This is a genomic window from Actinomycetospora atypica (assembly GCF_042653685.1).
GTDB lineage: Bacteria > Actinomycetota > Actinomycetes > Mycobacteriales > Pseudonocardiaceae > Actinomycetospora > Actinomycetospora atypica.
In genome coordinates this window covers 101,940-123,562 of the sequence record NZ_JBHSIV010000003.1, presented here as the reverse complement: position 1 = coordinate 123,562, position 21,623 = coordinate 101,940, and the positions used below count along the sequence as shown (strand labels likewise).

22 protein-coding genes and 1 pseudogene are annotated in these 21,623 nt (G+C 72.7%); 2 read left to right on the top strand and 21 right to left on the bottom strand.

The features are described 5' to 3' along the window. Positions 1-7 precede the first annotated feature (7 nt). The 20 genes and pseudogenes from ACFPBZ_RS03840 to rpmE form a co-directional block, all read right to left on the bottom strand. On the bottom strand, positions 8-472 hold the full coding sequence (locus ACFPBZ_RS03840) for a DUF2550 domain-containing protein (RefSeq protein ID WP_378034674.1): 465 nt from the start codon (positions 470-472) through the stop codon (positions 8-10). Between the two features lie 72 nt (positions 473-544). Continuing rightward, positions 545-949 (bottom strand): F0F1 ATP synthase subunit epsilon, encoded by a 405-nt coding sequence (locus ACFPBZ_RS03835; RefSeq protein ID WP_378034673.1) that lies wholly within the window; start codon positions 947-949, stop codon positions 545-547. Between the two features lie 2 nt (positions 950-951). Further along, complete coding sequence (gene atpD / locus ACFPBZ_RS03830; RefSeq protein ID WP_378034672.1) at positions 952-2,406, bottom strand: F0F1 ATP synthase subunit beta; 1,455 nt, start codon at positions 2,404-2,406, stop codon at positions 952-954. Positions 2,407-2,431: 25 nt separating this feature from the next. Next, positions 2,432-3,460: a F0F1 ATP synthase subunit gamma gene (locus ACFPBZ_RS03825; RefSeq protein ID WP_378034671.1), complete on the bottom strand. Its 1,029-nt coding sequence runs from the start codon at positions 3,458-3,460 to the stop codon at positions 2,432-2,434. Between the two features lie 233 nt (positions 3,461-3,693). Continuing rightward, positions 3,694-5,233, bottom strand: a pseudogene (atpA, locus tag ACFPBZ_RS03820) (F0F1 ATP synthase subunit alpha); the annotation flags it as partial. Positions 5,234-5,295: 62 nt separating this feature from the next. Beyond that, positions 5,296-6,150 carry a F0F1 ATP synthase subunit delta gene (locus ACFPBZ_RS03815; RefSeq protein WP_378034670.1) on the bottom strand — a complete coding sequence of 285 codons (855 nt, stop codon included), beginning with the start codon at positions 6,148-6,150 and terminating at the stop codon, positions 5,296-5,298. Continuing rightward, entirely contained in the window at positions 6,147-6,764 is a 618-nt protein-coding gene (atpF, locus tag ACFPBZ_RS03810; RefSeq protein ID WP_378034669.1) for a F0F1 ATP synthase subunit B, read from the bottom strand. Before atpF ends, ACFPBZ_RS03815 begins: the two co-directional genes overlap by 4 nt. Before the next feature lie 50 nt (positions 6,765-6,814). Beyond that, the gene (gene atpE, locus ACFPBZ_RS03805; protein WP_018335035.1) at positions 6,815-7,024 is read right to left on the bottom strand and encodes an ATP synthase F0 subunit C; all 210 of its coding nucleotides are present in this window, start codon (positions 7,022-7,024) and stop codon (positions 6,815-6,817) included. Positions 7,025-7,072: 48 nt separating this feature from the next. Then, positions 7,073-7,894, bottom strand: coding sequence for a F0F1 ATP synthase subunit A (gene atpB, locus ACFPBZ_RS03800; RefSeq protein WP_378034668.1), 822 nt, complete (start codon positions 7,892-7,894; stop codon positions 7,073-7,075). Beyond that, on the bottom strand, positions 7,891-8,208 hold the full coding sequence (locus tag ACFPBZ_RS03795) for an AtpZ/AtpI family protein (protein ID WP_378034667.1): 318 nt from the start codon (positions 8,206-8,208) through the stop codon (positions 7,891-7,893). Before ACFPBZ_RS03795 ends, atpB begins: the two co-directional genes overlap by 4 nt. Before the next feature lie 78 nt (positions 8,209-8,286). Beyond that, positions 8,287-8,721, bottom strand: a complete 435-nt coding sequence (locus ACFPBZ_RS03790) for a hypothetical protein (protein ID WP_378034666.1) — start codon at positions 8,719-8,721, stop codon at positions 8,287-8,289. 29 nt (positions 8,722-8,750) lie between these two features. Next, positions 8,751-9,905, bottom strand: a complete 1,155-nt coding sequence (locus ACFPBZ_RS03785; protein ID WP_378034665.1) for a glycosyltransferase family 4 protein — start codon at positions 9,903-9,905, stop codon at positions 8,751-8,753. 14 nt (positions 9,906-9,919) lie between these two features. Next, entirely contained in the window at positions 9,920-11,212 is a 1,293-nt protein-coding gene (locus tag ACFPBZ_RS03780; RefSeq protein WP_378034664.1) for a serine hydroxymethyltransferase, read from the bottom strand. Between the two features lie 215 nt (positions 11,213-11,427). Further along, the gene (tsaD, locus tag ACFPBZ_RS03775; protein WP_378034663.1) at positions 11,428-12,420 is read right to left on the bottom strand and encodes a tRNA (adenosine(37)-N6)-threonylcarbamoyltransferase complex transferase subunit TsaD; all 993 of its coding nucleotides are present in this window, start codon (positions 12,418-12,420) and stop codon (positions 11,428-11,430) included. Then, positions 12,413-13,720: an L-threonylcarbamoyladenylate synthase gene (locus ACFPBZ_RS03770; protein ID WP_378034662.1), complete on the bottom strand. Its 1,308-nt coding sequence runs from the start codon at positions 13,718-13,720 to the stop codon at positions 12,413-12,415. Before ACFPBZ_RS03770 ends, tsaD begins: the two co-directional genes overlap by 8 nt. Then, positions 13,717-14,214: a tRNA (adenosine(37)-N6)-threonylcarbamoyltransferase complex ATPase subunit type 1 TsaE gene (tsaE, locus tag ACFPBZ_RS03765; protein ID WP_378034661.1), complete on the bottom strand. Its 498-nt coding sequence runs from the start codon at positions 14,212-14,214 to the stop codon at positions 13,717-13,719. The genes ACFPBZ_RS03770 and tsaE overlap by 4 nt, the downstream gene beginning before the upstream one ends. Positions 14,215-14,238: 24 nt before the next feature. Then, positions 14,239-14,883 carry an L-threonylcarbamoyladenylate synthase gene (locus ACFPBZ_RS03760; RefSeq protein WP_378034660.1) on the bottom strand — a complete coding sequence of 215 codons (645 nt, stop codon included), beginning with the start codon at positions 14,881-14,883 and terminating at the stop codon, positions 14,239-14,241. A gap of 11 nt (positions 14,884-14,894) precedes the next feature. Beyond that, entirely contained in the window at positions 14,895-15,734 is an 840-nt protein-coding gene (gene prmC / locus ACFPBZ_RS03755; protein WP_378034659.1) for a peptide chain release factor N(5)-glutamine methyltransferase, read from the bottom strand. Continuing rightward, on the bottom strand, positions 15,731-16,828 hold the full coding sequence (prfA, locus tag ACFPBZ_RS03750) for a peptide chain release factor 1 (protein WP_378034658.1): 1,098 nt from the start codon (positions 16,826-16,828) through the stop codon (positions 15,731-15,733). Before prfA ends, prmC begins: the two co-directional genes overlap by 4 nt. A gap of 109 nt (positions 16,829-16,937) precedes the next feature. Continuing rightward, positions 16,938-17,156: a 50S ribosomal protein L31 gene (rpmE, locus tag ACFPBZ_RS03745; RefSeq protein WP_378034657.1), complete on the bottom strand. Its 219-nt coding sequence runs from the start codon at positions 17,154-17,156 to the stop codon at positions 16,938-16,940. Between the two features lie 255 nt (positions 17,157-17,411). Here rpmE and ACFPBZ_RS03740 point away from each other — a divergent pair, with 255 nt between their 5' ends. Continuing rightward, entirely contained in the window at positions 17,412-18,227 is an 816-nt protein-coding gene (locus tag ACFPBZ_RS03740) for a hypothetical protein (protein ID WP_378034656.1), read from the top strand. 70 nt (positions 18,228-18,297) lie between these two features. Next, complete coding sequence (locus ACFPBZ_RS03735; RefSeq protein WP_378034655.1) at positions 18,298-18,933, top strand: class F sortase; 636 nt, start codon at positions 18,298-18,300, stop codon at positions 18,931-18,933. A 78-nt stretch (positions 18,934-19,011) separates the two neighbouring features. Here the strand turns inward: ACFPBZ_RS03735 and rho are convergent, their stop codons facing one another. Further along, the gene (gene rho, locus ACFPBZ_RS03730) at positions 19,012-21,327 is read right to left on the bottom strand and encodes a transcription termination factor Rho (RefSeq protein WP_378034836.1); all 2,316 of its coding nucleotides are present in this window, start codon (positions 21,325-21,327) and stop codon (positions 19,012-19,014) included. Positions 21,328-21,623 lie beyond the last annotated feature (296 nt).

Genomic DNA, 21,623 nt, shown 5'->3' with positions numbered 1-21,623 from the left:
GGCGCGGCTAGGACGCCTGGCGGTAGCCGGTGGAGTGGCCGGGCGGCGTCGACTCCAGCCAGGACGAGAACCCGGTGAGGACGTCGCCGCTCATCGCGAGCTCGAAGGCGCCCTCGGCGGTGCGGCACCGCAGCACGGTGTGGCCGGGGGCGTGCAGCTCGGTGTGACGGGGTTCGCGCCGGTCGAGGATCTCGAGGTCGAACCGGTCGAGCACCACGTTCGGGCCGGAGCGCAGTCCGCTCACCCGGTACCAGCGGAACTGGTTGCCGCGGTAGCGGGCGATCCCCGAGTGCCAGCCGCGCTGGTCGTCGGCCGCCGACGTCGCGTCGAGCGGTGGGGCCGGGCGGACGGCGACGTCGACCCCGCCGCGGCGCAGCGCCTGGAGGCGCCGCAGCGCGACGAGGGCGAGCAGGAGCAGGACCGCCGCCACGACGACGAGCACGATCTCGACCCACATCCCGATGGTCGTCATGCTCGTCCTGCGCCCACGACGGTTCCCCGTCGCTGTGCTCGCCGCGGTCGGTCCTGCACCCGGTGCGTTCTCCTACGACTCGACGGACTCGCCCGCGGCCTGGAGCCGGGCACGGGCCCGGTCGCGCGCGACGCGCGCCTCCTGGTCGTCGGTGTCGGAGCCGGCGTTCTCGGCCTCGCGGAGATCGTCCTTCGCCTGCGCGACGTCGATCTCCGACGCCAGCTCGGCGAGCTCCGCGAGGACGGTGACCGACTCCGCGGTCACCGAGAGGAAGCCGCCGAAGGCGGCGACGTGGAAGGGCTCCCCGTCGGTCGGGTCGACCCGGACCACGCCGCTCTCGCGCAGCTGCGCGATGAGCGGCTCGTGGCCGGGCAGGATCCCGATCGAGCCCTCCACCGTTCGGGCGGAGACGAAGGAGGCCTCACCGGACCAGATCTTCTTCTCCACGCCGACGATGTCGACCTGCATCTCGGCCACGCCTACTCCGAGAACTTCTTGATGTTCGCCTCGACGTCGTCGAGGCCACCGCACATCTGGAAGGCCTGCTCCGGGGCGTTGTCGTACTCGCCCTTCGCGATCTTGTCGAAGGCCTCGACGGTGTCCTTGACGTCGACGAACGAGCCCGGCTCACCGGTGAACTGCTCGGCGGCGTACATGTTCTGGCCGAGGAAGCGCTCGATGCGCCGCGCCCGGCCGACCGTGAGCCGGTCCTCCTCGGAGAGCTCGTCGATCCCGAGGATCGCGATGATGTCCTGGAGGTCGTTGTACCGCTGCAGGATGCGGATGACCTCGCGGGCGACGCGGTAGTGCTCCTCGCCGATGTACTGGGCGTCGAGGATCGTCGAGGTCGACGTCAGCGGGTCCACCGCGGGGAAGATGCCCTTGGCGAACACGCCACGGGAGAGCTCCGTGGTGGCGTCGAGGTGGGCGAACGTGGTGGCCGGCGCCGGGTCGGTGTAGTCGTCGGCGGGGACGTAGATCGCCTGCATCGAGGTGATCGAGCGGCCACGGGTCGAGGTGATCCGCTCCTGCAGCTCGCCCATCTCGTCGGCCAGGGTGGGCTGGTAGCCCACCGCCGAGGGCATGCGGCCCAGCAGCGTGGAGACCTCCTGGCCGGCCTGCGTGAACCGGAAGATGTTGTCGATGAACAGCAGGACGTCCTGCTCCTGTACGTCGCGGAAGTACTCCGCCATCGTCAGGGCCGACAGGGCGACGCGCATGCGCGTGCCCGGCGGCTCGTCCATCTGCCCGAACACGAGGGCGGTGTCCTTGAGGACGTCGGCCTCGTCGAGCTCGACCCAGAGGTCGTTGCCCTCACGGGTGCGCTCCCCGACGCCGGCGAACACCGAGGTGCCACCGAAGTTGCGGGCGATGCGCTGGATCATCTCCTGGATGAGGACCGTCTTGCCGACGCCGGCACCGCCGAACAGGCCGATCTTGCCGCCCTCGACGTAGGGGGTCAGCAGGTCGACGACCTTGAGGCCGGTCCAGAGCACCGAGGTCCGGCCCTCGAGCTGCTCGAAGGGGGGCGGCGGCCGGTGGATGCCCCAGTGCTCGGCGTCGTCGGCGTAGCCCGGCTCGTCCATGCAGTCGCCGAGGGCGTTGAACAGGTGGCCCTTGACGACGTCGCCGACCGGGACCGAGATCGGCTTGCCGCTGTCCTGCACCTCGGAGCCGCGGACGACGCCGTCGGTGGGCTGCATCGCGATCGTGCGGACCTGGTTGTCGCCCAGGTGCTGCGCGACCTCGAGGGTCAGGGTCTTCGTCTCGCCGTTCAGCTCCACCGGGAGCTTGAGGGCGTTGAACAGGTCGGGCACCTCGCCGCGTGGGAACTCCACGTCGACGACGGGCCCGAGGATGCGCGTGATCCGGCCGGTGGCCCCGGACTGCTGATCGTCGCGGCCGGTGTCGGCCGTGGCGGTGGACTGGGTCATGGTCACTCCCGTGGGATCTGCTCGCTCACTGGGCGAGCGCGTCGGAGCCACCGACGATCTCGCTGATTTCCTGCGTGATCTGGGCCTGCCGCGCCTGGTTGGACTCGCGGACGAGGTTGTCCACGAGGTCGTTGGCGTTGTCGGTCGCGGCCTTCATGGCCCGCTGGCGAGCTGCGGACTCGGAGGCCGCCGCGTCGAGCAGCGCGGCGAACACCCGGGCCCGGACGTACTTGGGCAGCAGGCTGTCGAAGAGGACCTCGGGCTCGGGCTCGAACGCGTACTCCGCGTCGCGCCCCTCCCCCTCGCCGTCGGAGGACCGTGACGACTGCTCGTCGCCGGACCCCTGCTCGTCCTCGTCGGCGTCCTCGAGATCGAGCGGGGCGACCTGCAGCGAGACGGCCGTCTGGGTCATCATCGACCGGAACTGGGTGAAGACGATGTGGATCTCGTCGACGCCCGGCTTGCCCTCGGCGTCCTGGGGCGCCCGGAACATGGTCTTGCGGTCGGCACCGCTGTCGGCGTGCTCGTCCTCGTCCCAGTCGACGGTCACCTCGTTCTCGCCACCGGCGAGGAAGGCGGCCGTCAGGTGGTCGGCGGCGTGCGCGGCGTTCGGGTAGTCGGGCACCTCGGAGAAGCCCGTGAACTCCCCCGTCGTCTCCCGGTTGCGGAACCGGAAGTAGGCGGCGCCCTTGCCGCCGATGACGGAGACGACGGGCTCCTTGCCGTCGTCCTGGAGGCGGCGGATGAGGCGCTCGACCTCCCGCAGGACGTTGGCGTTGTAGCCGCCGCAGAGCCCGCGGTCGCTCGTCACGACGAGGATCGCGGCCCGCTTGGGCTCCTCCCGCGGGACCAGCAGCGGATGGTCGCTCGCCCCGGCCCTCGCCGCCGTCCGCAGGACGTGCGTGAACTCCTCGGAGTAGGGCCGCGCCGCGGAGACCCGGGCCTGGGCCTTCGAGATGCGCGAGGCCGCGACCATCTCCATCGCCTTGGTGATCTGGGCGATGTTCTTGGTCGACTTGATGCGTCGTCGCAGGACGCGGAGGTTGGCTGCCATGCGGTGGTCCTAGTTCCCCGACTCGGACTTCGAGTCGGCCCTGGTCGCGCCGGTGCCCGACGAACCGGAGGACGAGTCGTCCGACGACTGCGACGAGGAGTCCGACGAGTCGGAGTCCGACGAGGAGTCGGAGTCCGAGTCCGACGAGTCCGAGGACTCCGACGACTCGCCGTCCTTGTCCTCCGGCCCGGTCAGCTCGCCGCTGCCGCCGTCGTCGGTCGGGTTGTCGCCGTCCTTGGTCTCGAACTGGTCCTTGAACGAGGAGACCGCCTTGTTGAGGCGCTCCTCGTTGTCGTCGGACAGCTGACCGGTGTCGCGGATCTCCGCGAGCACGCCACCGTCGCGGCGGACGTACTCGAGGAACTCCGTCTCGAAACGGGCGACGTCCTCGACGGGCACCGAGTCGAGGTGACCACGGGTGCCGAGGAAGATGCCGACGACCTCCTCCTCGACCGGGTACGGCTCGCCGTTGCCCTGCTTGAGCAGCTCCATGAGCCGGGCACCGCGGTCGAGCTGGGCCTGCGAGGTGGCGTCGAGGTCGGACCCGAAGGCCGCGAACGACTCGAGCTCGCGGTACTGGGCGAGCTCCACGCGGAGGCGGCCGGCGACCGAGCGCATGGCCTTGATCTGCGCGGAACCACCGACGCGCGACACCGAGTTGCCGACGTTCAGCGCGGGCCGCTGGCCCTGGTTGAACAGGTCGGACTCGAGGAAGCACTGGCCGTCGGTGATCGAGATGACGTTCGTGGGGATGTAGGCCGCGATGTCGTTGCCCTTGGTCTCCACGATCGGCAGCCCGGTCAGCGAACCGCCACCGAGGTCGTCGTTGAGCTTCGCGCAGCGCTCGAGCAGGCGCGAGTGCAGGTAGAAGACGTCGCCCGGGTAGGCCTCGCGGCCCGGCGGGCGGCGCAGCAGCAGCGAGATCGCGCGGTAGGCCTCGGCCTGCTTCGACAGGTCGTCGAACACGATCAGGCAGTGCTTGCCCTGGTACATCCAGTGCTGCGCGATGGCCGAGCCGGCGTAGGGCGCGATGTACTTGAAGCCCGCCGGGTCGGACGCCGGGGAGGCGACGATGGTGGTGTACTCGAGCGCGCCGGCCTCCTCGAGGGCACGGCGGACACCCGCGATCGTGGTGCCCTTCTGGCCGATCGCGACGTACACGCAGCGGACCTGCTGCTCCGGGTCGCCGGTCTCCCAGGCCTCGCGCTGGTTGATGATCGTGTCGGTGCAGACCGCCGTCTTGCCGGTCTTGCGGTCGCCGATGATCAGCTGGCGCTGGCCGCGGCCGATCGGCGTCATGGCGTCGATCGCCTTGATGCCGGTCTGCAGGGGCTGCTTGACCTCCTTGCGCTGCACGACCGAGGCGGCCTGCAGCTCCATGACCCGGGTCTCCTCGGACTCGATGTCACCGAGACCGTCGAGGGGCTGGCCGAGCGGGTTCACCACGCGGCCGAGGAAGTTGTCACCGACCGGCACCGAGAGGACGCGGCCGGTCCGCGTGACCTGCTGCCCCTCCTCGATCGTCTCGTACTGCCCCAGGATGACGACGCCGATCTCGCGCTCGTCGAGGTTCTGGGCCAGGCCCAGCACTCCCCCGGGGAACTCGAGCAGTTCGTTGGTCATGGTCGAGGGCAGGCCCTCGACGTAGGCGATGCCGTCACCCGTCGAGGTGACGATGCCGACCTCCTGACGGGAGGCGTCCGCGGAGTAGGAGGACACGTAGTCCTCGATCGCACTGCGGACCTCGTCGGAGGAGATGGTCAACTCGGCCATGGTTCCCGCTCTCGCTTGATGTCCTAGTTCTAATGTCTACAGGAGGGGTCCGACAGCTCGGCTCAGCCGAGCCGCCGTCCCAGGTCGTCGAGCTTCCCGGCGGCGCTGCCGTCGATCACCTCGTCGCCGACCTGGATCACCAGGCCGCCGAGCAGTTCCGGGTCGACCTCGAGGTGCACGGTGATCTCCCGCCGGTAGATGCGGGCGAGCACGCCGGCGAGCCGCTCCTGCTGGTCGTCGGAGAGCGCCACCACCGAGCGCACCGTGGCGACCGAGCGCTGGCGCCGGTCGGCCGCGAGCTCGGCCAGCCGCTCCAGGCCCGCCGACACGTGGTGGGCCAGGGGGTGGGCGACCAGCTGCGCCGCGAGGCGGCGCGTGATCGGCTCCGCCTTGTTCTCGAGGAGCTCGTCGAGGACCTTCTGCTTGCCCTCGGGGTCGGCGCTCGGGCTGCCGAGCAGACGCTCCAGGTCGGGCTGGCCACCGACGATCCGGCCCAGCCGGAACAGCTCGTCCTCGACCGAGTCGAGCCGGCCGTCGGCCTCGGCCGCCGCGAGGAGCGCCTCGCGGGCGACCACGCGCAGCGACTGGACGAGGTCGTCCGGGCGCGACCAGGACGCCGCCGCGGCGGCCTTGACGACCTCCGCGGCCGCCCGACCGACCTGGTTGTCGAAGACCGTGCCCGCGAGGCCCTCGCGGGCCTCCGGGGAGGTCGAGGAGTCGGCCAGGGTGCGGCGCAGCACGGCCTCGCGGCCGAGCAGGTCGGCCGCGGCGTCGAGCTGGTCCCCGGTGGCGACCAGGTCGTCGGACGACGCGCCCTCGGACGCCTCGTCGAGCCGCCGCCGGACGCTCTGCAGCGACTCGCGGCTCGTGGCGCGGAAGTCGGCGACGACGCCCGCGGTTCCCGTCGAGGCGCTCACGTGCCGGCCCCCACTCCGTCGGCGCTGCGGCCGTTGCTCTGCGACCCCGTGGACGTCCCGGAGGACGACCCCGCGCCGCCGGACATGGACTCGAGGTTCTCGATGAAGGCGTCGACCGAACGACCCTTCGCCGCGTCGTCGGACAGCGACGCCGCGACGATGCGCCGGGCGAGCTCGACGGAGCCCGACCCGACCTCGGTCCGCAGCTCGGCGACCGTGCGCGACCGGGAGGCGTCGACCGTCTGCCGGCCCTGCGCGCGGATCCGCTCGGACTCCTCCTGGGCGTTGTCGGCCAGGTCGGACTTGATGCGCTCGGCGTCGGCCCGGGCGTCGTCCCGGATGCGCGCGGCCTCGTTGTCGACCTCGGCCAGCCGGGAGCGCGAGCGCTCGAGCCGGCCCTGCGCGTCCTGGTACTCCGACTCGGCCTTCTCCATCCCCTCGCGGAGACGCTTCACGTCCTGCTCGTGCGACCGCGTGAAGGTCGGCCAGAGGTACCTGCCGACGATGTACACGAGCACGGCGAACGCGATGAAGCCGACGACGATCTCGGCCAGGTGCGGCAGCGCGGCGCCGGGCTCACCCGACTCCTGTGCCACCACCTCGATGACGTTCATGTGCTTCCTCCGCCTGTCCGGGAGTCAGCCCGCGATGCGCGGGGGTCGGCTCACTGGAGGGCGAAGGCGAGGACGAGGCCCAGGATGGCGAGGGCCTCGGAGAGGGCGAAGCCGATGAAGGCGATCGACTGCAGCTGGCCACGGGCCTCGGGCTGGCGGGCGACGCCGTTGATGAAGGCGGCGAAGACGATGCCGACGCCGATACCGGGGCCGATGGCCGAGAGGCCGTAACCGACGACGTTCAGGTTTCCGGAGAGCATTTCAGCGTCCTTTCGCGGAGTAGCGGAGGTTCGGAGGGTGTGACCGACTCAGTGCTCGTCGGCCAGGGAGGCGCCGATGTAGGACGCCGTGAGGATCGTGAAGATGTACGCCTGCACGAGCTGGATGAACGCCTCGAACCCGGTGAAGACCAGAGCCATCGCGAACGACCCCACGGACAGGACGTTCAGCAGGAGCGAGTCGGCGATGAGCAGCATGTACTCCGCGCCGAACACGAACAGCAGCAGCACCAGGTGGCCGGCGAACATGTTGCCGAACAACCGGAACGCGAGCGTCACCGGACGCAGCAGGATGTTCGACAGGAACTCGATCGGGGTCAGGATGACGCGGACCCAGCCGGGGACCCCGGGAGGCCAGACCATGAGCCGGACGTAGCCGCCGAAGCCCTGCTTGCGGATGCCGACGACGTTGTAGATGACCCAGGTCAGGATGGCCAGGGCGTACGCCATGCCGGGGTGGGAGAACGTCGGGAACTGGATCAGCGGGATGATCCCGAACAGGTTGTTCACCAGGATGAAGGAGAACAGCGCGACGAGGTACGGCACGTACTTGCGGAAATCGGGCCCGATGTTGTCGCGGGCGATCGAGTCCCGCACCAACACGTGGAACTTCTCGGCCGCGAACTGCACACGGCCCGGCAACAGTTGCGCCGAGCGGGTCGCGAGCCCGAAGAACGCCAGGATCAGCACGACGCTGAACACCAGCTGGATGACGGGCTTGTCGACGTACTCGAGGACCGGCACCCCCTCGAACATCGGGGGGATGTTGAAGTCCTCGCCGCTCGGGGCCTTGAAGCCGGGGGCCGGCGGCTCAGGGGCCTGCGACAGCCACGTCGGCAACGACGAGATCACCCGGGCTCCTTCCGGTCCTGTAGCCCGGTTGGTTCACCGGAACGAGGGAGGGATTGGGCCGGACGGGGGTCCGGCGCGACGTAAAGGTAGCGGATGTAGATCAGCGCGAAGGACGCTGCCCCTCCGGCCAGCAGGCCGACGAGGAGCACCCAGCGTGTACCCACCAGGAGGTCGATACCCCACCCGATTCCCCCGAACAGCAGGAATCCGGCGAGGAGGTGTGACAGGACGGTCCAGCCTTCGGCCACCGGTGGGTGTGACGGGGTGCCCGGAGAGGTGCGGCCCGCATCACCGCGGAGGCTGTCCTGCGACATCGCGGGGACCCTATCAGCACGATCACACCCGTCCACTACGGACTGTCGTGGGTCACACGGGCAGGAAGCGGACAGCGGCTAGAGGGCGATCGTCGGGATCTTCGCGCGGGCGAACGCCACCGTCTCCCCGATGACGAAGGCGAGCGCGACGGGTCCGAGCGACAGGGCGAAGACGCGGGTGTCGACCACCTCGAGCCGGTCGAGCACGATCAGCAGGACGGCGAGCACGGCCAGCTTCGTGACGAGGCTGATCATGGCGATGCCCATGACGACCATCGGCTCGGCGCTCGCGGTCCAGCGCATCACCAGGGGCCCGAGGACGCAGACAGCCAGGGCGACGACGGCCCCGAACACGGCGGTGCCGAGCGCGCCGACCCCCGCCAGCAGGACGGCGACCACCACGACGAGCACCGCGACGACCGCGGCCGGGACGAGGCCGCCGCGCAGCATGGTGGAGCCGACCTGGCGGACCTGGTCCCCCACGGGATCGGCGGCGGGCGACTGACTGGTCATGACACGGGCTCCAGGAGGGGTCGGGGTACTCAGGCCTGGCGCGACCGGCGGAGCCGCGGGATCGCCGAGGCGAGCACGGCGACCAGCAGACCGACGGCGACGAGCCACGCCACGAGCAGGACGTCGGTGATGAGGGCGAGCGCCACCGCGCCGAACGCGAAGACACCGGCCCACAGGTAGATGAGCAGGACCGCGCGCCGCTGCGAGTGCCCGATCTCGAGCAGCCGGTGGTGCAGGTGCATCTTGTCCGGCGCGAAGGGGCTGCGGCCGGCGCGGGTGCGGCGCACCACCGCGAGCAGGAGGTCGAGCAGCGGCACCAGCACGACCGCCGCCACGACGACGATCGGGGCGAGCAGGGCGACGGCGTTGCGCGGGGCGGAGTCGGAGTAGGTGATGCGGCCCGACGCGGTGGTGGTGGCCGCGGCGAGCATCAGGCCGATGAGCATCGAGCCCGAGTCGCCCATGAAGATGCGGGCCGGCTGGAAGTTGTGCGGCAGGAAGCCGGCGCACGCGCCGGCGAGCACGGCCGCGATCAGCGCCGGCGGGTAGGCGGTGACGTCGCCGTCGCGCTGGTCGAGCAGCCCGAGCGAGTAGGCGAGCACCGCGACCGAGGCGATCAGGCCCACCCCGGCGGCCAGCCCGTCGAGCCCGTCGACGAAGTTCACCGCGTTCACCAGCACCACGGTGAGGAACACCGTGAGGATGACGCCCTGGTCGGGCCCCAGGATCAGCAGCGTCCCCGACCCGCCGTCGGGGATCGGCAGGATCAGCCACTGCACACCCAGCAGGACCATCACGCCCGCCGAGGTCGCCTGCCCGGCGAGCTTCGTGAGCGCGTCGATGCCGAAGCGGTCGTCGAGCGCGCCGACCAGGCAGATCAGCCCGCCGGCGACGATCACCGCGCGCGTCTCGGACGAGTAGTCGAAGGCCCGGCGCAGGACCGGCAGCTGCGAGGCCACGAACACCCCGGCGAGGACGCCGATGTACATGGCGACCCCGCCGAGGCGCGGGACGGGCACGGTGTGGACGTCGCGACCGCGCGGGACCGCGATGGCCCCGGCGCGGATCGCGAGACGCCGGACCACGCCGGTCGTCAGGAACGTCACCACCGCCGCGCAGAGCGCCACCAGGAGGTACTCCCGGATCGGCAGCCCCTGCGGCGCGAACGGTGGCGTCGGGTCCACCCGCCCAGAGTAGGTCAGCCGCGCGGGTAGGCCGGGAAGCGCCCCACCAGCGACGACACCTCGTCACGCGTGTCGGCGAGCGTGCGCTTGCCGTCCTCGGTGGTCTCGTCGGCCGTGACCGCGGCGGCGATGAGCCGCGCGACCTCCGGCATCTCGGCGGTCGTCATGCCCTGGGTGGTGATCGACGGCGACCCCACGCGGATGCCGGAGGCCACCATCGGGGGCTGCGGGTCGTACGGGATCGCGTTCTTGTTCAGCGTGATCCCGGCGAGCCCGGTGCGGGCCTCGGCCTCCTTGCCCGTGACCCCGAGGGGCTGCAGGTCGATCAGCGCGAGGTGCGTGTCGGTGCCGCCCGAGACGGCCCGCATGCCGTGCTCGACGAGGCCCTCGGTGAGGGCCTGCGCGTTGGCGATGACGGTGCGCGCGTACTCCTGGTACTCCGGCGTCGCCGCCTCGGCCAGCGCCACGGCCTTGCCGGCGACGGCGTGCATCAGCGGCCCGCCCTGCAGGAACGGGAAGACGGCCTTGTCGAGCGCCTTCGCGTGCTCGGCCTTGGAGACGAGCATGCCGCCGCGCGGCCCGCGCAGGACCTTGTGCGTGGTGAAGGTGACGACGTCGGCGTAGGGCACCGGGCTGGGGATCGCCTTGCCGGCGACGAGGCCGATGAAGTGCGCGGCGTCGACCCAGAGGATGGCGCCGATCTCGTCGGCGATCTCGCGGAACTTCGCGAAGTCGATCAGGCGCGGGTAGGCGGTGGCCCCCGCGACGATCATCTTCGGGCGGTGCTCGAGGGCGAGCGAGCGGACCTCGTCGTAGTCGATGAGGCCGTCGGACTCGCGCACGTGGTACGGCACCGGCTCGAACCACTTGCCGGAGAAGCTGACCTTCGCGCCGTGCGTGAGGTGCCCGCCGTGCGGCAGCGACATCGCCAGCACCTTGTCGCCGGGCTGGCAGAACGCCGCGTAGACCGCGAGGTTCGCGTTGGCGCCGGAGTGCGGCTGCAGGTTGGCGTGCTCGGCGCCGAACAGGGCCTTCGCCCGGTCGATGGCGATCTCCTCGGCGCGGTCGACGACCTCGCAGCCGCCGTAGTAGCGCCGTCCGGGGTAGCCCTCGGCGTACTTGTTCGACAGCGTCGAGCCGAGCGCGGCGAGCACCGCCGGGCTGGTCAGGTTCTCGCTCGCGATGAGCTGGAGACCGCCGCGGAGCCGAGCCAGTTCGTCGTCGAGGACCTGCGCGATCTCGGGGTCGACGGCGGAGAGGGCCTCGAAGTCGGGGCCCCAGAAGTGCTCGCTGCTAGCCACGTGCATGTACCTCACTCTGGTCGGGGTGGACCGCACGGGCGGCGTCCCCGGAGTGGGACGACGGCGTCGATCCGGAACCGGTACCCGACGTTACCCGGGCCCGCGGTTCCCGGTCGGGCGGATTGTGCGGGCCACCACAGAGTTGCCGCGCCGAGGTGGAGCTGGGTCAGCCTTCGTTCCTCGGGCTGCACCGGCGTCCACCGGCGCGATCAGGGTCCGGGCTACCAGTCCGCGATGGTCAGTGACGTGTCGGGCTTCGGACGCGCGTCGAGACCGCGCTCGACGTAGTCCCAGGCCGCGAGCCCGATCATCGCGCCGTTGTCGGTCGACCAGCGCAGCGGCGGCAGGCAGAGCGTCACGCCCGCCGACTCGCACAGCTCCTGCGCGCCGGCCCGCAGCTGCGGGCTCGCCGCCACCCCGCCCACGACGACGAGGCAGCGGCTCGGGTGCCGCTCGAGGGCCTTGCGGCACTTGGTCAGCAGCACGTCGAGGCACGCCGCGACGAACGAGGCGGCCACGTCCTCCGGGGGGTGGTCGGGGTTCGCGGCGAGGAACCGCGAGACGCTCGACTTGAGCCCGGAGAAGGAGAAGTCGAGGTCGAGGTCCTTCGCCGGGCGCGGGAACGGGACGTCGGCGGTGCCGGTCTTCGCGAGCCGGTCGATCGCCGGCCCGCCCGGGTAGCCGAGGCCGAGCATGCGGGCGACCTTGTCGTAGGCCTCCCCCACCGAGTCGTCGCGCGTCGACCCGACGAGGGTCACGTCGCCCGACTCCTCGACGTGCGCCAGCAGCGTGTGCCCCCCGCTGACCAGCAGCACCATCGCCGGGTACTCCACGCGGCGCTCGTCGAGGTCGGCGCTGCGCAGGTGCCCGCGCAGGTGGTTCACGCCGTAGACCGGCAGGCCCCACCCGTCGCCGAGGCCCAGCGCGGTGTTCGTCCCGACGACGAGGCTGCCGATCAGTCCCGGCCCGCGCGTCACCCCGATCGCGGTGAGGTCGGCCGGCGTGAGCCCCGCGTCGTCGAGCACCTTGCGCACCGTCGGCAGGATCGCGTCGACGTGCGCGCGGCTGGCCATCTCGGGGTAGACGCCGCCGTAGCGGTCGTGCAGCTCGACCTGCGACGCCACGGCCGCGCTCACCACCGTGCCGTCGGGGCGCACGATCGCCACCCCGGTGTCGTCGCACGAGGTCTCGATGCCCAGCATCAGGTCAGCCACCGGCGTCCGTCCTTCCCGTCGCTCCGCTCGCCCTGAGCACCCTCTCGATCTCGGCATTCGGTATCGCACCCTCGCGCTCGACACGCGGCGGGTCGACGTGGCAGTTGACCACCGTCGACGGCACGCCGGAGCGCTCGCCGCCGTCGACCACGGCGTCGGGCCGGCCGGCGAGCTGGGCGAGGATCGGCCCGGGCGCCTGCGCGGTCGGCTCGCCGTGGGCGTTCGCGCTGGTCACGAGCAGGGCGCCGACGTCGGACAGCAGGGCCCGCAGGTCGGGGTCGGACGGCACCCGCACGCCGACCTCGTCGCGCCCGGCGAGCCAGGAGGGCGCGGTGTCGTCGATGCCGAGCGCCACGGTCAGCGGGCCGGGCGAGAACGTGCCGAGCAGGCGGCGGGCGGTGTCGGGCACCTGCACGCCCAGCGAGGGCAGTTCGTCGGGCGTCGCGACCATGATCGGCAGGTGCCGGGTGCGGGGCCGGTCCTTCAGCGCGAAGAGCGCGTCGATCGCCTCGGGGCGCCGGGGGTGGACGGCCAGGCCGTACACGGTGTCGGTGGGCAGCAGGGCGACCCCGCCGTGCAGCAGCGCCTCGCGCGCGGCCGCCCACTCGTCGCCGCGGAACCGGACGCTCGCCTCGGTCAGCGGCGCGGCGCTGACCACGGGCTCGTCGTGCTGCCCGGTCCGCAGGGCCTCGACCAGCGCGTCGATCCCGGGGGCGTCGACGCCGGAGTCGGTCGCGTCGACCCCGAGCTCGGCGAGCAGGGCGATCGCCTGGGGGCGCCGTGCCCCGGCGACCCGCACCGGGGGATCGTCGGGACGGGACCGTGCCCGGAGCGACTGTTCCTCCACGACCTGCACCGCGGCATCGTCGGGAAGGAAGAGCTCCTTGACGACGAGCGCGAGGTCGCCGAGGCGGGTGACGACCCGGCCGTCGGCCCTGGTCAGGGACGCGTACACCAGGGAGCCGCCGGCCAGGCGCAGGGCCAGCGTGCCGGGGCCGCCGAGCAGCGCGAGCGAGTCGAGCGGTACCACGGGAATCGCTCGGGCGAAGGCGACGGCGTTGACGTAGGCGATCCCGGCGCGGACCGAGGCGAGGTTGCCGGGACCCACGTCGACGGCCAGACGGTCGACGTCGGCCACGGTGCGGCCGGCCTCGGCGACGACCGAGCCCGCGAGGACGCCGACGTCGACGAAGCCGGGCTCGGAGCGGTCGGCGGAGGCCTGCGCGAGGACGGTCCCGTCGGAGATCAGCGCCGCGCCGTAGGTGCGCGAGGAGGTCTCGACGGCGAGGGTGACGGTCACGCCGCCACCTCCGCGCGCAGCGCCTCGAGCACGGGGGCCCACCGGTCGGCGCCGCGCAGCGTGATCTCGCGCGCGGTCCCGTCCCCGGCGAACGCGATGCGCAGCGGCTCGTCGAACTCGCCGTCGACCAGCCCGCCCCACTCGATCACGGCGATCACCTCGTCGAGGTACTCCTCGAGGCCGAGGTCGCGGAACTCGGCGAGGTCGTCGAGCCGGTAGGTGTCGACGTGCAGGACCCGCGGGCCGGGGGTGTCGTAGAAGTTGGCCAGCGAGAAGGTCGGGCTGGTGACCGCCGCGGTGGAGCCGAGGGCGGCGACGAGCGCCGAGGTGAACGTCGTCTTGCCCGCGGCGAGGCCCCCCGTCAGCAGCAGGACGTCGCCCGCCCGCAGGTGCGGGGCGAGGGCGGCGGCCGCGCGTGCCGTGTCGTCGGGACCGTTCGAGGTGATCGTGACCTCCGTCGGCCCCCGTTGCTGCGCTCGCCAGGTCTCGTTCATCGCGGTCTCCATCGTACGAGCCGGTCAGGCGAGGGCGGGCTGACGGCCCAGCACCTCGGCGAGCTGCGCCGTGGTGATCGCGCCCTCGCGGCGCACCACGGGCTCGCCGGAGGTGAGGTCGACGATCGTCGAGCCGCCGTCGGCCTCCAGCGGCCCGCCGTCGAGGTAGACCTCCACGGCGTCGCCGAGCTGGGCGTAGGCGTCGGCGCACGTGTGCGGCACCGCTCCCCCGGCGGTGTTCGCCCCGGTGACGGCCATCGGCCCGCACTCGCGCAGCAGCTCGAGGGCCACCGGGTGCAGCGGCATCCGGAGCACGACGGTGCCGCGGGTGCGGCCCAGATCCCACGCCAGCGACGGCGCGTGCGGCAGCACCAGCGAGAGGCCGCCGGGCCAGAACGCCTCGACGAGGTCGCGGGCGGCGCTCGGGACGACGGAGACGAGCCCGTCGATCGTCGACCAGCTCCCGACGAGGACCGGGACCGGCGTGTCGGAGTCGCGCTGCTTCGCGGCGAGGAGCTCCCGGACCGCGGTCTGGTCGAACGCGTCGGCGCCGATCCCGTAGCTCGTGTCGGTCGGCACGACCGTCAGCCGCCCGGCGCGGACGGCCGAGACCGCGGCGGCGAGGCCGGCGGCGCGGGTGTCGGGAACACGGCAGTCGTACGTGGTCACGACCCCGGAACCTACTGCTCCGCGCGGGTCCCCACGGCGGCCCTGGGGCGTCCGGCGAGGTCGGCCCGCGTGCTGACGCCCTCGAACCCCGCGGCCTCGAGCAGGGCGCGGACCTCGGCGGGGTGCGACTCGTCGTGCTCCACGGCCACCCGGCCGCCCGCACGCAGCAGCCGCGCCGCGGTGGCGGCGAGCGGGCGGATGACGGCGAGCCCGTCGGGCCCGGCGAACACCGCGCGGGCCGGGTCGTGGCCCACCTCGGGGCCCACGGCCGTGCCGTCGGGGACGTAGGGCGGGTTCGCGACGACGAGGTCGACGGAGCCCTCGAGGGTGGCGAGCGTGGCGGAGCCGGTCACGTCGGCCTCGGCGAGGTGGACCCCGGAGTCGGCGAGGTTGTGGCGGGCCCAGGCCACGGCGTCGGGGTCGGCCTCCACGGCGTGGACCTCGGCGTCGGGGCGCGCCGTGGCGATCGCGAGCGCGAGGGCGCCCGACCCGGTGCACAGGTCGACCACGCGCGGGGCGGACAGCCCGCGGACCGCGGCGACGGCCTCGGTGAGCAGCAGCTCGGTCTCGGGGCGCGGCACGAACACGCCGGGCCCGACGGCCACCGACACCGGCCCCAGCACGGCGCTGCCCACGAGGTGCTGCAGCGGCTCGCGGGCGGCCCGGCGGTCGACGAGCGCCTCGAAGGAGCGGGACGACTCCTCGTCGAGGTCGGGGGCCAGGACCAGCCGGGTCCGCGGCACGCCGAGGACGTGGGCGGCCAGCAGCTCGGCGTCGACCCGCGGGCTCGCGACGCCGGCGTCGGCCAGACGCGCGGCGGCCGCGGCGACCCGGACTCTCGTCGACGTCACGAGCGCGCCTCCTCCTGGGCCGCGGTGGCCAGCCGCTCGGCCCGGTCGGCGGTCCGCAGCGCGTCGAGGACGTTGCCGAGGTCGCCGTCGAGGACCCGGTCGAGGTCGTGGGACTTATAGCCGATGCGGTGGTCGGAGATCCGGTTCTCCGGGTAGTTGTAGGTCCGGACCCGCTCCGAGCGGTCGACCGTGCGGATCTGGCTGCGCCGGTCGGCGGAGGCCTGCTCGGCCTGCTGCTCGTCGGCCATCGCCTGCAGCCGCGAGCGCAGGACGTCCATCGCGCGCGCCTTGTTCTGCAGCTGCGAGCGCTCGTTCTGGCAGCTCACGACGACACCCGTGGGCAGGTGGGTGATGCGCACGGCGGAGTCGGTGGTGTTGACCCCCTGGCCGCCCTTGCCCGAGGAGCGGAACACGTCGACGCGCAGGTCCTTGTCGTCGATCTCGACGTCGGCGGCCTCCTCGGCCTGCGGGTACACGAGCACGCCGGCGGCCGAGGTGTGGATGCGGCCCTGCGACTCGGTGACCGGCACCCGCTGCACGCGGTGGACCCCGCCCTCGTACTTGAGCCACGCCCAGACGCCGTCCGGGTCGGTGCCCGGGGCCGACACGGTGACGGTGACGTCCTTGTAGCCGCCGAGGTCGGACTCGGTCGCGGAGAGCACCTCGACCCGCCAGCCGCGCTGCTCGGCGTAGCGGGAGTACATCCGCAGCAGGTCGTTGGCGAACAGGGCGGACTCCTCGCCGCCCTCGCCCGACTTCACCTCGACGACGACGTCGCTCCCGTCGGCCGGGTCGCGCGGGACCAGCAGCTCGGAGAGACGGGCGCGCAGGGCCTCGGCCGAGGTCCGGAGCGTCTCGGCCTCGGCCGCGAACGCCGGGTCCTCCCCGGCGAACTCCTGGGCGTCGGCGAGGTCGGCCTCGGTGCGCTCCAGCTCGCCGGCGGTGGTGACGATCGGCGCGAGCTCGGCGTAGCGGCGCCCGAGCCGGCGGGCGACGGCCTGGTCGGCGTGCACGTCGGGCTCGGCGAGGCGCGCCTCCAGCCCGGCGTGCTCCTCGATCAGCGCCCGGACCGAACTGCCCGCGACCTGTGTCATCGTCTTCTCCACTCCCGATCCGGCCGAAGCCTTCCCGTCGCTGCGCTCGCCCAGAACGCACGAACGCCCGCCGCCGCCTGCGGAGCAGGCGGGGCGGGCGTCGTGGGTGCTAGCTGCGGCCGGGGCGCTTGCCGTACCGGGCCTCGAAGCGGGCGATCCGCCCACCGGTGTCCATGATGCGCTGCTTGCCCGTGTAGAACGGGTGGCAGGCGGAGCAGATCTCGACCACGATCGAGCCGTTGCCCTTGGTGCTCCGGGTGGTGAACTGGTTCCCGCAGGAGCAGTTGACCTCGGTGTCGACGTACTCGGGGTGGATTCCCGTCTTCATCTGGCTGGTCCTCTCATCGTGGCCGCCGGGTCCCCTGCTGGTGCTGGTGGGGTGAACCGGAGACTCTGGTTGCCGGCGGTCATTCTCTCAGGACCGCCTGCTGGTGTCCTCAACCGACCCCGGGGGCGATCCATTCCCGGCCGGTGTGAGGTCGGTGTGGGGCGTCGGGAACCCTGTCGAACCCTTCGGCCGCGGCACCCGATGGTGGGGTGATTCCGGCGCTGTCGCCGGGACTGAGCCCCTGAGGGGAACCCCATGAAGCTCCGCAGCATGGCATTGGCGGGCGCGACCGCCCTGGCCCTGACCGGTCTCGGCTCCGGCCTGGCCCTCGCCCAGTCCGGTCCCCCGCCCGTGGCGACGATCCCCAGCCTGACCGGCCAGAGCACCTCCGTGAAGCTGGACTCCGGCTTCACCGACGCCCTGAAGTCGCTCGACGTCACCCCGGCCCCCACCGGCAACGGCTCGGTGACCGACGGGACCGCGAAGTTCCCGATCACCGGCGGCAACGTCACGGTCTACAAGCCGGGCGAGGTCACCCCCTACGTGCAGGGGACGATCATGCACGACGGGTCGGGCCTGTCCCTGACCAAGGGCAGCACCAAGGTCACCCTCGAGAACTTCGTCATCGACCCGGGCCAGCCCGCCACCCTCAAGGGCAAGGTGCTCGCGGGCAACGACGTCCTCGCCGACTCGGTCACCCTGTTCGACCTCGACGGCTCCACGCTGAAGCCGATCACCACCGACGCGTCGGCCGGCACGGCGACGCTGACCGGCACCACGGTCAGGCTGTCCTCCGACGCCGCGGCCGCGCTGAACAAGGCGTTCTCCACCGACGCGCTCAAGGGCGGCACCACGGTCGGCATCGCGACGATCGTCGTGAACCTGCCGGGCACCGACGGCGGCGCGGCGATGCCGGGCTCGATGCCGAAGGGCGGCGCCGAGACCGGTGCCGGCAGCACCGCCACCGGGGGCGTCGACGCCACCCTCGTGGGCGGCGGGGTCCTCGCGCTCGTCCTCGCGGGCGGCGCGGCCCTGGTGATCGTCCGTCGTCGGGCCACCGACAACGCCTGATCACGACCCGTCGTCGACGCGGGGACCGCACTGCGGTCCCCGCGTCGACGCGTCGGAAGAAGGAGCGCCCGTGCGCCGTGTCCCCCTGCTCTCCGCGATCGCGGTGCTCGCCGTGGTCGGCGTCGTCCTGCTGGTCCTCGGCCTCTCCGGGCGCGACGGCCCCTCCACCGCGGCCCCGGTGGCCCAGGTGGACCGCGCCCCGGTGACCGTCGCCGCCGCACCGGCTCCGGCGCCGGTGGACCTGCCCGCCTCGCCCCCCACGCGGCTCGTCGTGCCGGCCATCGGGGTCGACACCGCGGTCAACGCGAGCGGCCTGAACCCCGACGGCACCCTCGAGGTGCCCGCGCCAGGGCCCCGGTACGACGAGGCGGCCTGGTACACGGGCTCGGCCACCCCCGGCCAGGAGGGCCCGTCGGTGGTCCTCGGGCACATCGACTCCGCGGCCAACGGGCCGTCGGTGTTCTACCGGCTCTCCGAGCTGCGCCCGCTCGACGAGTTCACGGTGACCCGCGCCGACGGCCGCACCCTGGTCTACAAGGTCAACTCGGTGCAGAGCTACCCGAAGAATGCGTTCCCGTCGCAGGCCGTCTACGGTCCGACGCCGCGCTCCGAGCTCCGGCTGATCACCTGCGGCGGGCCGTTCGACTCCGCGGCCCGCTCCTACCTCGACAACACGGTGGTCTTCGCGAACCTCGTCGGGTCCTGACCCACCTCCCCCACCGACGACGACGGGGCCCTGCCGCTGGTGCGGCAGGGCCCCGTCGTCGTGCGTGGCCGGGAACGACTACTCGTCGTCCTTGCTCGGCATGGTCTTCGCGATCGACATCAGGAACTCGATGTTGGTCCGCGTCTTGCGCAGCCGGTCGAGCACCAGCTCGATGGCCTGCTGCGAGTCGAGCGCGGCCAGCACGCGCCGCAGCTTGTGCGTCACGGCCATCTCGTCGGGCGAGAGGAGCAGGTCCTCCTTGCGCGTCGACGAGGCGTCGGGGTCGATCGCCGGGAAGATGCGCTTGTCGGCGAGCTTGCGGTCGAGCTTGAGCTCGGCGTTCCCCGTGCCCTTGAACTCCTCGAAGATCACCGTGTCCATCGTCGACCCGGTCTCGACGAGCGCCGTGGCGAAGATCGTCAGCGAGCCGCCGTCCTCGATGTTGCGCGCGGCGCCGAGGAAGCGCTTCGGCGGGTAGAGCGCGGTCGAGTCGACACCGCCGGAGAGGATGCGGCCCGACGCCGGCGCGGCCAGGTTGTAGGCCCGGCCGAGGCGGGTGATCGAGTCGAGGAGCACGACGACGTCGTGACCCTGCTCGACGAGGCGCTTCGCCCGCTCGATCGAGAGCTCGGCGACCGAGGTGTGGTCCGACGGCGGCCGGTCGAAGGTCGAGGCGATGACCTCGCCCTTCACGGTCCGCTGCATGTCGGTGACCTCCTCCGGGCGCTCGTCGACGAGCACGACCATGAGGTGGACCTCGGGGTTGTTCGTGGTGATCGCGTTGGCGATCGCCTGCAGCACCATCGTCTTGCCGGCCTTGGGCGGCGAGACGATCAGGGCGCGCTGCCCCTTGCCGACCGGCATGACCAGGTCGATCACGCGGGTGGACATCAGGTGCGGCTCGGTCTCGAGGCGCAGCCGCTGGTTCGGGTAGAGCGGCGTCAGCTTCGTGAACTCGGGGCGCCGCTTGGCCTGCTCCGGGTCGAGACCGTTGATCGAGTCGACGCGGACCAGCGGGTTGAACTTCTGCCGGTTCTGCTCGTTCTCGCGCTGCTGGCGGACCTGCCCGGTGACGGCGTCGCCGCGGCGCAGCCCGTACTTGCGGACCAGCGAGAGCGACACGTAGACGTCGTTCGGCCCGGACATGTAGCCCGAGGTGCGGACGAACGCGTAGTTGTCGAGCACGTCGAGGATGCCGGCGACCGGGATCAGGACGTCGTCGTCCCGGACCTCCGGCTCGCGGGTGTCCTGCTGCTGGCCCTCGCCCTGGCCGCCCGGGCCCCGCTCGTTGCGGTTGCGCCGACGGTCGCGGAAGCGGCGACCCCGACGACGGCCGTTGCCGTCCTCGTCGTCGTCGTCGTACTGCTGGTTGCCGGCCGCGTTGGCGTCGGGGCGCTGCCCCTGCTGGCGGTCGTCGCGCTGGCGGTCGTCGCGCGGGCCCTGCTGACGGTCGTCCCGCTGCTGGCCCTGCTGGCGGTCGTCGCGCTGCTGACCCTGCTGGCGGTCGTCGCGCTGCCGACCCTGACCCTGGTCCTGCTGACGGTCGTCGCGCTGCCGGCCCTGACCCTGGTCCTGCTGGCGGTCGTCCCGCTGGCGGCCCTGGCCCTGGTCCTGCTGCTGGCGGCCCTGGTCCTGCTGGCGGCCACGGCGGCGACCGCCGCGGTCGCCGTCGCGGCCCGCGTCGTCGTCGGAGTCGGCCTGGTCCTGCTGCTGGCCGCGGTCGCGGCGGCCGCCGTCCTCCGGGGACGTCTCGGTCGGCGCCTCGGCGGGGGCCTCGTCGGTCTCGGACCGGGTGTCGGCGCCGTCGGAGGCGCCGGGGCCGGCGTCGCGGCGCGCGCTGCGCCGGGAGCGGCGGGCGGGGGCGGCATTCTCGGTGGGCGCGTCCTCGGTGGGCGCGGCCTCGGTGGAGGTCGCCTCCCCCGCCTCGGCCTGCGTCGCGACCGCGGCGTCGGCGTCGGCCACGGGCGCGTCGGTGGTCGCCGTGACGGCCTCGGCCGGGGTGGGCTCGGGCGCGGTGTCCCCGGGAGTGGTGTCCTCGGGCGTGGTCGCGCGGCGGCGGCTGGCCCGGCGGCGGGCGGGCTTCTCGTCGGCGGCGGCCTCGGAGGGTGAAGCCTCGACGGGTGCGGCCTCGGCGGGCGCGGAGTCGGCCGGAGCCGTGTCGGCGGGCGCGGACCCGGCGGGCGCCGTGTCGGGCGCCGTGTCGGTCGGCGCCGCCTCGGCGGTGGCCGCGGCGTCGTCGGCCGCGGCCGAGTCGCCCAGCGGCAGCTGGGCCGCGCCGGCGCCGACCTCGGTCTGGCGCTTCTTGATCTCGTTGATGAGGTCACCACGACGCATGCCGGTGGTGTCGGTGACGCCCAGCGTCACGGCGAGCTCGCGCAGCTCGGCGAGCACCATCCCGGACACGCCACCGCGACGGCGACGCTCGGAGCTGGCGGGGGCGGCGTCCGGGGTGATGACGTCGGATTCGGTCACGCAGGTCCTTCCTGACCGGCCGGGAGCCTCGTGCCCGGGCCAGCGGACGTGTCCGCGCGCCTGGTTACGCGCGCGGGAGCACGGCAACGTCTCCGCCGACGCGGGAGGACTGGGGGAAGAACGGCGTCCCGAGACCACGGCACGTTGCCGATATGGAGGAGCCAACGACCCACGTGGGAGCGCTCCGAGCGGAGCGGGGGGAAGACCGTCCCGGGGAA